Source organism: Neoasaia chiangmaiensis (assembly GCF_002005465.1).
Taxonomy (GTDB): Bacteria; Pseudomonadota; Alphaproteobacteria; order Acetobacterales; family Acetobacteraceae; genus Neoasaia; species Neoasaia chiangmaiensis.
Genome location: NZ_CP014691.1, coordinates 825459 through 839354, shown reverse-complemented (window position 1 = coordinate 839354; position 13896 = coordinate 825459). Strand labels below are relative to the sequence as shown.

The window sequence follows — 13896 nt, the reverse complement described above, 5'->3', positions numbered from 1 at the left end:
TTTGTCGATATGATAGAACTGGCTCGTGGAAACGCCCGCGTCGGAATCCTGCCGGAGACTGGCGGCGGGCTGGCGTTCTGGCGCGTGAACGATCGCGATGTACTGGTGCCGACGGTCGATTCCAACCTGCGTGCGCAGCAGGGTGTCGGGGTCGCGGCCTATCCGCTGGTGCCCTATTCGAACCGGATCGGTGAGGGGCGATTCTCGTTCGACGGGCAGGATTTCGAACTCGCGAATAATATCGGCGGGGAGCCGCACAGCATTCATGGCAACGCCTGGGAGCGTGTCTGGGAGGTTGTGCAGGAGGACCCGGATCGTGCCATCCTGCTGCTCGATCATCGGCCGGATACGGATGAGCGCAAGGCGGAATGGCCTTTCGCCTATCGGGCCGTTCTTTCGTACGTTCTGGACGATCAGTGCCTGAATGTTGAACTCGTCGTGGTGAACCAGGATGAGAAGCCACAGCCGATCGGCTTCGGCTTCCATCCATTTTTCAGCAAAAGCGATGCGACGACCCTGTTGTTCCATGCGCAGGGCGTTTGGGAAAGCGGTCCGGACGGTCTGCCGGCGCAGCACGTGGCGACAGAAGGCGCGTGGTCCTTCGCTCCGGCGGCGCGTCCGGTCCGTCAGCTCCATCTCGATAACTGCTTCGCGGGCTGGAACGGTCATGCGGAGATCGACGATCCTGATGGTGGTTATCGCATCGTGATCGAGGCGGATGAGGTGTTTCGCCATCTGGTCGTTTTCACGGCGCCGGAAAAACCGTTCGTGGCGGTCGAGCCGGTGACGAACATGAACGATGCCATCCATCATCCGGAAATCCTGGAACGTGGATTGCAGGTCGTGCCCCCGGGGCAGCGTATTTCCGGCAGCATGCGGTTCCGGCTCGTGGACGACCGTGGCTGAGTCGGGGACGGCGCCGTTATCGCGCTATCTAAGTCCGGCAGGTGCCGCGCGCATGCGTGCCGAATTACACGCACTGTTGCATGAAGAGCGCCCGAAGATCGTGGAGATCGTTTCCTGGGCGGCAGGCAATGGCGATCGTTCGGAAAATGGCGATTATATCTATGGCAAGCGGCGGTTGCGCGAGATCGATCGTCGCATCCGTTTCCTGAGCAAGCGGCTGGATCAGGCGGTTATCGTGGATCCTGCCGCGCAGCCGGTGCGGGATCGCGTCTTTTTCGGTGCAAGCGTGGCTTATCTGGACGAAGGGGATGCACTGCATACCGTGACCATCCTGGGTTGCGACGAGGCGGATACCGCGCGGGGGGAAGTGAGCCTCGTTTCGCCGATTGCCCGGGCATTGCTACGCAGCCAGGTGGGGGATGAGGTGTCGCTTCAGACGCCGGGCGGTCCGGTCATGCTGGAGATCACGGCGATTCGGTATCCCTGACCGACCGGCGCTCTTCGTAAATCAGCACATCGTATCGACCGATGGCGAACTGCCGCGCTGGTGCACCGAATTGTTGTATTGCGTCGTCTTTCCGGTAGGTCTCGTCCGGATGCGGAACCAGAACGAAGAACGGTTTGCCGGGAAATTGCAGGGGCGGCGAGATATGCACGAATGGCATCAGGCCCGTGCGACCTGCTATGGCGGGCACGATATGCAGCCGACCCAATGACGACATATTCAATGCGTCCGACGCCCACCAGCTTCCGATACCGTTCGGCGGAGCGGAGTGCATCAGTGTGGCGATGAGTGCCTGATCGTCCTGACTGACAATTCCCGTGGATCGCGCGGGCAGGGTCGCATGATCGGACCAGATGGACAGCAGCAGCGCGACCGCGGCGAAATAGGGGGCTACGACGTAACGCTCGACGTGCCAGGCAGCGAGCAATGTCAGGTCGATCCAGAGCGGAAACAGGTAGCGCACCGTGGCGATCGACCCACTTTCAAGCTCGATACGGTCACTGACCATCAGCGCCAGGGCATCGAGCTCGGCGGCCAGCACGAGCAGGACGGGAAGCGGTGCATTTTCCCGCCGCCTGATAACATCCAGCGTGGCGACGGCGACGAATAGCATACAACCCAATCGTGCCAGTTCCGGCAGCGCGCTGGAAACGGGCAGGCTCGATAGGTCCGCGCCGAAGGCGGTCAGGACATCGTGGATCGTCACGACGATGTTTCGGGTCAGGGAATCAAAAGGCGCGAAGCGAAGGGGCAGCTTTTCCGTCGTGAACCCGCCTGTGGCGGCATTGATGGCCAGAAGGGCCTCGGCCAGCGCGATGCTGCCGCAGCCCACCATCGCCATGCTTCGATGACGCTGGATGCCCCACAGGATGACCGGCAGCGCACCGACGATGATGCAGAGCGGATCGCCCAGCGTGCCGAGGAGAAGCATGACGAAGCAGGGCAGGCGGCGGCTGGTTGCCGCGAAGTGCAATGCCCAAAGGGCGTAGATCACGGTTCCGACGTGAATGGCCGAGAGTGTGACGAAGTAGCCGGGCACCATGGCGAATAACGGCACCGCCAGAAGTGCGGCGATCAGGACGCCCCCGCGCAGTCCGCCACCATGCCGCCTGAAAATGAACCCGACGGAGGCGAGAAGTGCTGTCCACATCAGTGCGGGTTGCAGCGCAAGCAATAACGGGCTGGCCTGATTGCGCCCCAGAATCCGCCATATCAGGGACAGGGAAGCGGAAAGGGGGATGTCCGATGTCCAGAAATCCGGCGGTGTAAGGAGCCATCCACCAAGACGAAGATGGCCATGTGCCATTGCGATTCCGGCGTTGAAATAGGCCACCTGATCGGACGTCTTTGGATACAGCGTGGCGATGTGGCAACCCAGCGCCGTGTAAAGCGCCGCCACCGCCGCCCAGACGGCGACCTGTCGGTAATCCTGCCAGGATTTTCGTTGCGCGGAGGTGGTTGCGGCCATCCCGGCAGCAATGCGTGGGATCAATGGGAGACGTCAAGCGATGCGGGCATTGAGACGCCGGTGGCAAGTCGATACACAGGACTGACGTTGCAACGATGCCGCCTTTTCCGGGAACGATTTTTCATGACCTTCAAGATCGCTGTCCAGATGGACCCGCTGGAGTCCGTCAATATTCATGGGGACTCCACTTTCGCGCTTATGCTTGAGGCGTCCCGGCGGGGCCATCAACTCTTTGTGTATGACGTCCAGAGTCTGAGCCTGAGCGAAGGCGTCGCGGTGCCGGGCGAGAAAAGGGCGACGGGCCGGCTGACGGCACGGGCGCGGGCCGTGCGCGTTCAGCGTCAGGAAGGGGCGCATGCGGAGTTCGGCCCAGAGCATATGCTGGATCTGGGCGAAACCGATGTCATCCTGATGCGACAGGATCCGCCGTTCGACATGGGATACATCACGGCGACCCATATGCTTGAGCATGTGCACGGCGTCGGGCCCGGCCGTAGTCTGGTGGTGAACGATCCGCGCGCCGTGCGGGATGCACCGGAGAAGCTGCTGGTGATGCATTTTCCGGAACTGATGCCCCCCACGCTTGTCACGTGGGACAAGGTTGCGATCAGGGCGTTCCGCGCCAAGCATCGCGATATCATCCTCAAGCCGCTTTTCGGCAATGGCGGCACCGGTATTTTCCGCATTCGGGAGGACGATGAGAATTTCGCGGCTCTTCTGGAGATGCATTTCAGCCGTTCCCGCGAGCCATTGATGGTGCAGCGCTATGAGCCGAAGGTCAGACTGGGTGACAAGCGGATCATCCTGGTCGATGGCGAGCCGATCGGCGCGATCAATCGCATTCCTGCGTCAGGTGAGGCTCGTTCGAACATGCATGTCGGCGGTCGTGCCGAGTCCGTCAGTCTGACGGATCGCGATCGGGAAATCTGTCGTGCGATCGGGCCTCATCTGCGAGATAACGGCCTGATTTTCGTCGGGATTGACGTCATTGGTGACTGGTTGACAGAAATTAATGTCACGTCGCCGACCGGCTTGCAGGAACTGGACCGCTTCAATGGCATCAATAGTGCCGGACTGATCTGGGATTCGATCGAGAAACGACTGGCCCATGCATGATTATTCGTTATCCTTCGGCGCATCGAAACTGAAAGGCGGAACGTTTCCGCCATTTTCCGGCGGTGCGGGGGGCTCGGCTTTTTCGTAGCGATCAAGATACCAATTCGAGATCTGCTTCCAGAAATAAACGACGATAATGGCAGGCCAGGCGATGATCGCGATGAGGATGGTTCCGATTTCAAGCAATGGCATACGACGCTCCATCCAGGGTGAACGAAAAATTCATAGCGTCTCGATTTCATGGAATGCAAACCGCCCCTCGCCAGTTGCGTCGATATGGGGTAGTTCGCTTTCGCTTGAGTTTGCAGAATATCGCCCTCGACGGGCCTGAAGACGGATTGCTGATGTGCCACCGGATGACCAACGTCTGATGAATCGACCCAAATCCATGCTGCGCCGCGCCGATTCCGCAGCGGAGTGCGATTTACATCAACCCCGCTCCGCATTGGATGCGGAGGCTGTAATCGCGGCCTATCGGCGATGGGCGCGTGTTTATGACAGTGTCTTCGGCGGTATTTCAGCGTTCGGGCGGCGTCGCGCTGCATCGGCCGTCAACGACCTGCCGGGCAAGCGCGTTCTGGAAGTGGGCGTTGGGACTGGTCTGGCCCTGCCATTCTACAATGCTGACAAGCACGTCACAGGGATCGACCTTTCCGAAGCGATGCTGGAGCGCGCGCGGGAGCGTGTCGTTCGTCAGCAACTCAGTAATGTCGACGACCTGCTGGAAATGGACGCGGAAGAGACGACGTTCGCGGACGGTGAGTTCGATATCGCCGTTGCGATGTTTGTCGCATCCGTCGTCCCGAACCCGCGGCGACTGCTTGCCGAACTCAAGCGCGTCGTCAAACCCGGTGGGCATATTCTGTTCGTCAATCACTTCCTGGCGACAAAGGGCGTCCGGCTCGCCGTAGAGCGCGGCATGGCCCGAGCTTCCCGGTCGCTCGGATGGCATCCGGATTTTGCCATGGAGTCCCTGCTGCCGCCGGAGGATCTGTCTCGGGCGATTATCTCGCCTGTTCCGCCCGCCGGGCTCTTCACACTCGTGACATTGGAGCGTGAGGGAATTAAAGACAAACCCACAAGCATGGTTGCATGATCGCTTCCATGTGATCGAACTGTTGAAAAAGCCCGGCGACACGCAATATCGAGGTCGGGACGAAGAGGACAAGGTTTTGACGCAGGCGAGACGCTCGACTGACGCGTCACAGCCGACCCGCTGGGCCGACGGTGCGCTTTATTTTGGACTGGCGATGATGGCCGGCCTTGCCGGTGGTGCGCTGGCTTTCCTGATCTCACGTCATGGCAGTGACGCCCATCAGAGCGTCAACGCGCTTATTCACGGATATCTGCTTGAGTTATTCGTCATCCCCGTCGCGCTGCTCGGCGGGTTGGGGCGCTGGCTCATTCCTGCTCGTCTCGATGTGCGGGGCATGGCGACGCCGCGTCTGGATCGCGGCAGCTGGGTTGTTCTGACAGCTGCCGCATTCCTGCTGGCGCTTGGAGACCGGCTGGGGCCTGTGGCCATCGCACTGTCGCTCGGCCTGTGGTCGGTTGGTGCCGTGGGAATGGCGAGTGGGACGATCATTACCGTCCTGAATGAACGGCATACGACATTCCGTGATCTGTCGCTGTTCATCTGGTCCCAATTGTTGGCGTCGTGCACGGTCATTCTCTCTGCGCCCCTGCTGGCGGGCGCTCTGACGCGGCCTTTGCTTCACGGTTTCGTCTCGACACAACTGTTGGCGCAACTGCTTGACGCATTCCATCTCCCGCTTCTCGGACTGGCGCTCGTCTCTGCGTTTGGGGCAGCGGCCGATAATCTCTGGCGTCGAAACCGGGCTGCGCAGCCTGTAATCGTCGCCCTATGCGCGGTCATCGCGGTTGGCGGTCCATTGCTGTGGGCGCATGACCTGCTAACAGGTGGGGGTTCATCCGCCTGGCTTGAGATTGTGACGCTTGCGGCGCCCGCGATCGGCGTTATGGCGCTCTGGTGCCGACTCCTCTGGCGCGAAAGCTTCGCGTTCACATGGCCGGCAATATGGAGTTGTGGGGCTCTGTTGCTCCTCTCCGCCGGGTGGGGGCTACGGCTCATGCCAGCGGGCGACGCGGCCGCTCATTCCGCCGTTCTTTTCGGCGCCATGTTCGCGGTTTTTGCCGGGTATTACAGCTGGTTGCAGACAACGTCCCGTCTCCATATTCCGCGCTGGTTCGGTTTGCTGCATTTTTCCCTCTGCGCCATCGGGACTGTGTGTTCGCTCTGGCCATTGGTGACATTGAACCGGGTTGGTGAGGGCGCTATGGGGCTCAGCCTGCTGTGCGTCCTGCCGTTATCCGCGAACATGCTGGCCTATCGTCGATATGGCCACGGGCGGCGTACCGTTCGATGAGTGCGAACCTGCAAATGGATATGGCGGTGCGTCCCGCTTTCTCGGAAGTCGGATCGTCGCTGAAAGACTGGCTGGCACTTCTCAAGCCGCGCGTCATATCACTGGTCGTGTTCACGGGCGCGGCAGGTATGGCTGTTGCGCCACGGTGGCCGTCAGTGGTCACGGGCGCGATCGACATGCTGTGCATCTGCATTGGTGCCGGCGCGGCAGGTGCGATCAACATGTGGTACGATCGCGATATCGATGCGATCATGAAGCGCACATCCGTTCGACCGATCCCTGACGATCGGATGAATGCTGACTCGGCCTTGATTTATGGCGTCGTGCTTTCAGCACTTTCTGTGGCCGTGCTCTGGCTTGCCAGTAACGGACTTGCCGCCGCGATCCTTGCCTTTTCCATCTTCTTCTATGCCGTTATCTACACGATGTGGCTCAAGCGGCGTACGCCACAGAATATCGTCATCGGCGGGGCCGCGGGTGCGTTTCCACCGATGATCGGGTGGGCGGCGGCCATGAACGACATGGCTGTCCTGCCTGTCGTGATGTTCGCGATCGTCTTTCTATGGACACCGCCGCATTTCTGGTCGCTCTCGCTTTATGCCTGCAAGGACTACACGCGCGCCGGCATCCCGATGCTGCCGGTCGTGCGGGGACAGCGGCATACGCGCTGGCAAATCCTCATTTATACCTTCATTCTCTCGGCCGTGACGCTTGTCCCGTCTGTTCTGAAATTGTGTGGGCCGATCTATACAGTAACAGCCAGCCTGCTCGACTTCGGGTTCATCTATTTCGCCTTCCGCGTTCTGACGGACAGGCAGGATGCAGCAGGTGTGAGCGAAACTGGTGACCGTCCTGCCAGACTTGCGTTTCGCTATTCCCTTGCGTACCTGTTTTTCCTGTTTCTGGGCTTGCTGGCAGATCGGCTGCTGCTGCCATGAGAGATCTGCGTGAGATCAATCGCCGCAGTCGCATCCGGGGCCTTTTGATCGGGATCGGATTGCTGAGTGCGATCCTTTATGTGATCGCACTCAATCATTTCTAGCGATATGCCGGCTTCAGCCGGTTTGCTGGATAGCGGATAATACCCAATTGCCCTGACCGTCGGCCTTCACGAATGTCCACAACTCCGTCACGGTCAGGCGTTCGGTTGAACTGCCGTCAATGACGTTGCCTGACATGTCGGTCGTAATGTCGAACAGGCTGTAGCGCATGGCAACCGTCGCATAGGTCAGGTTGCGTTCGCGCCATGCTTCGGACAGGTCGCCCTGTTGGAATTGCACGCCGGACGTGACATTGCGAGCGCCCCGACTGGCATATTCCGACAACTGTTCATTGAAGATCGACACCATCTCCGGCGTCGCCATCGTTGAGAGCGCGCGCAGGTTCTGGCTACTCCAGGCGGCCTGGATATCGATGAGCAGGCGCTGGAACGCCCGATAATCGTCCGGCGTGATCGTCACCGTCGTATTCCCGCCGCCCGATGCGACAGAGCCGGAAGGGATGCGGCGCGATGCCCCACCGAGACGGCGCAGAAGCCACAGGACGATCGCACCGATGATCGCGACCTGAAACAGGAATCCGATCAGCGATGTCAGGCCATGAAAGCCCCAGAACAGGCCATGACCGCTCAGCAGACCGAAAAGCCCGGCACCCAGCAAGCCGCCAACGAAACCGGTCATGAAAGGGTGGCGCTGCGGATAGCCATTATAAGCCCCGCCATAGGGGCGATTGGCCATCGTTCCATATGGTGCGGCGGATTGCGCGGCGCTGCGGTCCATGGGGCGCACGGCGAATGGCGATGTGCGGGTCGGAGGCGGCGCGCTGTAGGTGCGGCCGCCACGGCTGCCGATAGAATAGCCACCGCCTGGCCGGGCATCCGCACCCGGAAGCGACAGGCTGGTTGCGGCCAGCATTAGAACGAGAAGCGACGCCTTCGGCAGACGCATGTGCCTTCTTTCCTTCGTCATCAATGATCTACGCACCGGCGACATGCATGTCGTCGATCCGCAGGGTCGGCGCATCGGTCCCGCGACGGAACTCGAGGTCGTCCGCTGCCCTTAAACGCGCGAACATGTCCGTCAGATTGCCGGCAATGGTCATTTCTGCGACGGGCTCCGCAATGACGCCATGACGGATCATGAAGCCGGACGCGCCACGACTGTAGTCGCCTGTCAGGCCATTGATCGACGACCCCATCAACTCGTCGATCCAGACGCCTTCCTCGATATCGGCCAGCAGATCGGGCAGCGCGATATCGCCGCCCATCAGGATGAGGTTGCTGATGCCGGGCGAGGGCGGTGAACCGACGCCGCGAAGGGCGCGGCCATTGGGGGGCAACGACAACTGGCGTGCCGTGCGGCCATCCAGCAGCCAATGGTTCAGAGCGCCGCTTTCGACCAACGATAGCGAGGTCGCAAGTGTCCCTTCCGCATCGAAAGGGCGCGACCGGAGGCCGCGTGCGCGGGTTGGATCATCGACGACTGACAGATTCGACGGAAGAATGCGCTGGCCACGCCGTGCTGCCAGAAAGGATGTTCCGCGTGCGATAGCTGCGCCATTGATGGCGGCGGCCAGATGCCCGAGTATCGTGCCCGAGACCCGTCGATCGAAAACCACCGGCATTGATCCCGAACGTGGCTTGCCGGGGTCGATTCGGGCAACTGCTCGTTGTCCGGCCTCACGACCCAGCGCATCCGCCGGGTCGAGATCCTCCAGATGGACGGCCTGATGACCGGCATAATCGCGTTGCATTCGCGTACCGCTACCGGCAAGAACGCTCACGCCAGTGCCATGGCTGGTACGTGCGTATTGGCCGACAAACCCTGCACTGTCGGCCAGCGTGACGGTCATCTTGCCATATGACGCGGAGGCGCCGTTGGTATTGGTGACGCCCTCGACGCCTAGAGCGGCATCTTCCGCCACTTTCGCGCGCGCCAGCAGGGATGGCAGGTCGGGTGCGTCATGGCGATCGACCAGATCAAGCGCGCCGAGATCGAAACAGCCCTGCTGCGTCGGGTCGCCGAGACCGATATAGCGATCCTCAGGCAAGACCTTTGCCATCGCCACGGCCTGCGCGGCGAATGCATCGAAGCCTGATGGTTCCAGCGCCGACGCCGAAACGATCGCGGCGCGCTGGCCGACGAAGACGCGCATGCCGAGGCCGACAGTCTCCGAATGCTCCAGACCTTCCGGAACGCCTTTCCGGCACATTGTCGATATCGCCGTCGCCTCGATCAGTATCGCATCTGCCGCGTCCGCACCGTGACGCCGTGCAGCGGAAAGCAGTGCCTGAAGGCGGTCCTGATTGTCCGTGGTCACGCTGCCAGTCTCTCGCGGATGCTGGCCAGTGACGGCATCCGGTCGATCGGGCCGATTGTCGCCAGGGTTGGCGCGCCCTGGAACAGGCGATGGGCGGCGGCGATGATGTCGGCCTCCGTCACGGCGTCGATCTTGGCGACTGTTTCCTGCGTGGGAATGATGCGGCCATGAATCTGCATCTGTCTGGCGATCTGTTCGCACCGGCTTCCGGTGCTTTCGAGCGACATGAGGAGCGAGGATTTGACCTGCGCCCGGGCGCGCGCAAGTTCCGCGCCATCAATGCCGTCGCCCAGCTTGCGGAGTTCATCCAGAACGGCGGGAACGAGTTCTGCCGTCTGGGCTTCGCCCGTCCCCGCGTAGATGCCGAACAGGCCGCTGTCGACGAATGGCTGCGCGAAAGCATAGACGGAATAGACCAGTCCGCGCCGCTCGCGGATTTCCTGGAACAGACGCGAGGACATACCGCCGCCGAGCAGGGTGGATAGCAGCATAACCGCATGAAAATCGGGCGTTCCATACGCCACGGAAGGGAAGCCGAGCAGAATATGCGCCTGATCGAGGTCGCGTTTGACGCGCAGTTCGCCGCCTGCGTAGCGGCTGGCGCGTGTGGCCGGCGTGGCGTGTTGCGGCATATCCGCAAAATGCGCTTCGACGAGTTCCAGCACCTGTTCGTGGTGCAGGTTGCCGGCGGCCGCCACGACCATGTTCTGCGTTGTATAATGCGCCTGCATATAATCGAGCAGCGTGTCGCGGCGCATCTCGGCAATCAGGCGTTCCGTCCCTAGCGTGGGGCGCCCCATTGGCTGATCGGGGAACGCCGTTTCCTGGAAATGATCGAAGATGATATCGTCGGGCGTATCGTTTGCCTGTCCGATCTCCTGCAGGATAACGCCGCGCTCGCGTTCGATCTCGTCATCGGCGAAAGTGCTGTGCGTCAGAATGTCGCCGATGATGTCCACGCCAAGGGACAGATCTTCTTTCAGCAGCTTGACGTAATAAGCCGTTTGTTCCCGTGCCGTATAGGCGTTGATATGGCCGCCGACGTTCTCGATCTCCTCGGCGATCCGGGCTGCGGAACGACGCTTGGTGCCTTTGAAGGCCATGTGTTCGAGAAAATGGGATACGCCGTTTTCTTCCCGACTTTCATGGCGCGTTCCCGTGGAAACATAGGCGCCGAAAGAGACGGTTTCGACGCGTTCCATGCGTTCGGTAACGACGGTCAGGCCGCTGGGCAAACGTGTGACATTGATTGGATCGGTCATAAGGCGTTCGGATTCCTGAAGGAACGGGAAGTGTGTCAGGCAGATGGGGATGCGGGGTGACGGATGCCACCCCGTGCGTCAGCGATTGTGCCCGTGGAGACGATGCGCGCGCACGGCGGCCTCGATGCGGGCGATGTCGTTCGGCAATGTCTCGAAGCGCTCCGACCGTTCGAACAGGTCGGCCAGACGCGGCGGCAAAGGCGGATGGATACCCGTGGCGGCAACAACGGCATCCGGAAATTTGGCCGGGTGCGCCGTGGCGGCGACGATCATCGGCACGCCCGGCTCCTTTCCCCGGCGCCCCGCCGCGATGCCGATGGCGGTATGCGGATCCGCCAGATAACGGCCTTGCGCATACAGGTAGCGCATTTCGGCGCTGGTTTCCTCGTCGTTCAACGTGAGGCCGGAGAACATTTCACCCGCGCGCTGCCACGCGCGATGTGGCACATCCATGCGTCCTGTCTTGCGGAACGCCGTCATGACGTCCGCGCAGGCCTCGCTGTCGCGATCGAGCAGTTCGAACAGGAGGCGCTCGAAATTGGACGACACCTGGATGTCCATGGAGGGCGATAGGCTGGGTTCGACGACGCGCACACTCATGTCGTTGCTCGCAAGGAAGCGCGTCAGGATGTCGTTGCGGTTCGATCCGATGCACAGACGTCGCACGGGCAATCCCATCTGCGACGCGGCCCAGGCGGCGAGCACGTTACCGAAATTGCCGGTCGGCACCGCGAAGGAGACGGGACGGTCCGGCGCGCCGAACATCAATGCCGCGCGGACGTAGTAGGGAATCTGCGCCGCGATACGTGCCCAGTTGATGGAATTGACGGCGGAGAGATGAACCTCGTTACGGAAGGCATCATCCGCGAACATCGCCTTCACCATGTCCTGGCAATCGTCGAACGTGCCATCGATGGCGATGTTGAGGATATTGGATTCCGTGACCGTCGTCATTTGACGACGTTGCACATCGGAGGTGCGACCCTTCGGATGGAGGATCGCGACGGACAGGTGCTCGCTGCCGCGAAATGCCTCGATCGCGGCGGAGCCCGTGTCGCCGGAGGTGGCGCCGACGATCGTGACCCGCTCGCCCCGCTGGGTCAGGACGTGCTCAAAAAGATGGCCGAGCAACTGCATGGCCATGTCCTTGAAGGCAAGGGTCGGACCATGAAACAGTTCAAGTGCGAAAAGACCGTCTTCCACTTCAACAAGCGGTGCCACGGCCGGGTGGTCGAAATCGGCATAGGCCTTGCGACAGAGAGTCGTCAGCGTCTCGATATCGATGGCGCCTTCGGCGAACGGCGCGATAACACGTGCCGCCAGTTCGGGATAGGATAGCGTGCGCATCGCACGCCATTCGTCCGGCGAGAAACGTGGCCATGTTTCAGGCATGTAGAGCCCGCCGTCTTCGGCGAGGCCGGCCAGCAGGATATCGGAAAAGTTGCGAGGGCGCGCATCGCCGCGCGTGGATCGGTAGCGCATGGCCCTGCCTATAACACGCCTGCGTCGAACGCGGGAGGTATCGTTGTCATGATGGTGGCAGCGAAATGCGCAGAATGCCCGGATGATCGCCGCCGACCGGCACGTCGAGCATATCCTGGGCATTTTCCAGGCCGGGATTGCCGCCCTGGGTCAGGCGTGGGTCGCTAAGCAGGATACGCGGCATGCGTGCTGCGTCAAAACTCAGCAATCGACCGGCGGCGCGGTCGATCAGGTAGAGGGTATTGTTTCGATCGATAGCCAGACCGCCGAGCGTAGGGGTGTCACGCCACTCCACGATGCCGTCGAGTTGTTCCACAGGACTGTAGGCGGGATCGGTCAGCAAGGCCGTGTCGAGGCGATACAGCGGACCGCAAGGCGGTTGATAGAAAAGCCAGTGCGCGTCCGGTGTCAGTGCGAGCATGGAAACATCCCGCTCGACCGGATGGCCGTCACGCATCACGGGTGCGCCGTCGACGATCATCGCGCGGCGCCCGCGCAAGGATGGATCGTCCGCAAGGAAGCGACGCCCCCGGCCATCGCGTGTATCGAGTGTCGCCAAGGCGGGGCGGCCCTCATCGGCGAGGTAGATATAGGGCAGGTGCACCTGCACGGCGGTGAAGTGGCTGTTCGCCACCACGATCTGCGCGGGAAGAGGCCAAGCCTTCCTGAGTTGCCCAGTATCGCCGTCGAAATGCAGGATCTTTGCGCCCGCATTCCCGCGGGTCGAGTCGCCGCTGTCGAGCAGCCAGATATCCCCCCGCACATCCGCGCTTAGAGCGGTGGCCGAGAAAATCCTGTGCTCTGCGGGCGCTGCGGCATCATACCAACTGCCATCCGGATAGGGCTTTGCTGGCGATGTCCCGTTGATCGCCACGACTTGCGGCGCGTCGTCATGCGGAACGGCTTCCCGCTGTGCGACGATCAGCCCGCCATGCGACGTGGCAACACTATGCCATGACCCTGCCAGCGGAAGGTCCGAACGCAGTTTGGCAGGGGCCGCCGCAGGCTCCCACGGCCGATCGGCCATGGCCGAGGGAGAGGAAATGGCCAGAAGAGCCAGACCGATACGCATACTGACGATACCGGTCCATCCGAAAGGCAAGCGATGAGGTCGGCCGAGGCCGTGGCGGGGGAACATGTTTTTTTCTCGCCCCGATCGGGTTCGGAGGCAAGAGCCGCCCTCTATTCCGCGATCATGGTTTCCGGAATGGGGGTGAGATTGGTGATATATGAGTCCGGCGAGACAGGTTTGAGATTCCCAAGCCACGGTGCATCGTGGATCTCAACCGGGAAGACGAGTGCCGCGTGCATGAGGATGGCGCTTTCCGGCGTCATGCATTCCGTGCTCCACGTGTTGTTTGGCATTTCGGCGATATAGTGGCCCGAAAGCGTGCGGGCGAGCTTGACGGAAAGAGTGCGGACGATGGCGCCATGACGAATGGTCGCGAAAAC

Annotated in this window: 14 protein-coding genes; 6 read left to right on the top strand and 8 right to left on the bottom strand. The window is 61.4% G+C overall.

The features are described from left to right. Nucleotides 1-9 precede the first annotated feature (9 nt). Both A0U93_RS03980 and greB read left to right on the top strand, forming a co-directional pair. Entirely contained in the window at nucleotides 10-906 is an 897-nt protein-coding gene (locus A0U93_RS03980) for an aldose 1-epimerase (RefSeq protein WP_077806204.1), read from the top strand. Next, nucleotides 899-1393, top strand: a complete 495-nt coding sequence (greB, locus tag A0U93_RS03975; protein WP_255318296.1) for a transcription elongation factor GreB — start codon at nucleotides 899-901, stop codon at nucleotides 1391-1393. Before A0U93_RS03980 ends, greB begins: the two co-directional genes overlap by 8 nt. Here greB and A0U93_RS03970 read toward each other — a convergent pair. Beyond that, nucleotides 1371-2879 carry a hypothetical protein gene (locus A0U93_RS03970; RefSeq protein ID WP_077806202.1) on the bottom strand — a complete coding sequence of 503 codons (1509 nt, stop codon included), beginning with the start codon at nucleotides 2877-2879 and terminating at the stop codon, nucleotides 1371-1373. The genes greB and A0U93_RS03970 overlap by 23 nt on opposite strands. A gap of 123 nt (nucleotides 2880-3002) precedes the next feature. Between A0U93_RS03970 and gshB the strand changes: the two genes are divergently transcribed. Beyond that, nucleotides 3003-3995 carry a glutathione synthase gene (gene gshB / locus A0U93_RS03965; protein WP_077806201.1) on the top strand — a complete coding sequence of 331 codons (993 nt, stop codon included), beginning with the start codon at nucleotides 3003-3005 and terminating at the stop codon, nucleotides 3993-3995. On the opposite strand, the gene A0U93_RS03960 is transcribed toward gshB, so the two are convergent. After that, a complete protein-coding gene (locus A0U93_RS03960; protein WP_147151100.1) occupies nucleotides 3996-4187 on the bottom strand; it encodes a hypothetical protein in 192 nt (63 codons plus the stop codon). 196 nt (nucleotides 4188-4383) lie between these two features. Between A0U93_RS03960 and A0U93_RS03955 the strand changes: the two genes are divergently transcribed. The 3 genes from A0U93_RS03955 to A0U93_RS03945 all read left to right on the top strand — a co-directional run bounded on the left by A0U93_RS03955 (nucleotide 4384) and on the right by A0U93_RS03945 (nucleotide 7320). Further along, nucleotides 4384-5091 carry a class I SAM-dependent methyltransferase gene (locus tag A0U93_RS03955; protein WP_077806199.1) on the top strand — a complete coding sequence of 236 codons (708 nt, stop codon included), beginning with the start codon at nucleotides 4384-4386 and terminating at the stop codon, nucleotides 5089-5091. A gap of 76 nt (nucleotides 5092-5167) precedes the next feature. Continuing rightward, nucleotides 5168-6382 (top strand): cbb3-type cytochrome c oxidase subunit I, encoded by a 1215-nt coding sequence (locus tag A0U93_RS03950; RefSeq protein WP_169852694.1) that lies wholly within the window; start codon nucleotides 5168-5170, stop codon nucleotides 6380-6382. Beyond that, nucleotides 6379-7320 carry a heme o synthase gene (locus A0U93_RS03945; RefSeq protein ID WP_077806197.1) on the top strand — a complete coding sequence of 314 codons (942 nt, stop codon included), beginning with the start codon at nucleotides 6379-6381 and terminating at the stop codon, nucleotides 7318-7320. The genes A0U93_RS03950 and A0U93_RS03945 overlap by 4 nt, the downstream gene beginning before the upstream one ends. Nucleotides 7321-7437: 117 nt before the next feature. Here the strand turns inward: A0U93_RS03945 and A0U93_RS03940 are convergent, their stop codons facing one another. From A0U93_RS03940 to A0U93_RS16120, 6 genes are all read right to left on the bottom strand, one after another. Beyond that, nucleotides 7438-8328, bottom strand: a complete 891-nt coding sequence (locus A0U93_RS03940; RefSeq protein ID WP_077806196.1) for a Tim44 domain-containing protein — start codon at nucleotides 8326-8328, stop codon at nucleotides 7438-7440. Between the two features lie 28 nt (nucleotides 8329-8356). Beyond that, on the bottom strand, nucleotides 8357-9700 hold the full coding sequence (locus A0U93_RS03935) for a TldD/PmbA family protein (RefSeq protein ID WP_077806195.1): 1344 nt from the start codon (nucleotides 9698-9700) through the stop codon (nucleotides 8357-8359). Then, nucleotides 9697-10962, bottom strand: a complete 1266-nt coding sequence (locus A0U93_RS03930; RefSeq protein ID WP_077806194.1) for a M16 family metallopeptidase — start codon at nucleotides 10960-10962, stop codon at nucleotides 9697-9699. The genes A0U93_RS03935 and A0U93_RS03930 overlap by 4 nt, the downstream gene beginning before the upstream one ends. A 78-nt stretch (nucleotides 10963-11040) precedes the next feature. Further along, a complete protein-coding gene (thrC, locus tag A0U93_RS03925) occupies nucleotides 11041-12444 on the bottom strand; it encodes a threonine synthase (RefSeq protein ID WP_077806193.1) in 1404 nt (467 codons plus the stop codon). Between the two features lie 46 nt (nucleotides 12445-12490). Beyond that, nucleotides 12491-13516 (bottom strand): L-dopachrome tautomerase-related protein, encoded by a 1026-nt coding sequence (locus tag A0U93_RS03920; RefSeq protein WP_169852693.1) that lies wholly within the window; start codon nucleotides 13514-13516, stop codon nucleotides 12491-12493. A gap of 110 nt (nucleotides 13517-13626) precedes the next feature. Then, nucleotides 13627-13809, bottom strand: a complete 183-nt coding sequence (locus tag A0U93_RS16120; protein WP_149026863.1) for a hypothetical protein — start codon at nucleotides 13807-13809, stop codon at nucleotides 13627-13629. Nucleotides 13810-13896: the final 87 nt, after the last annotated feature.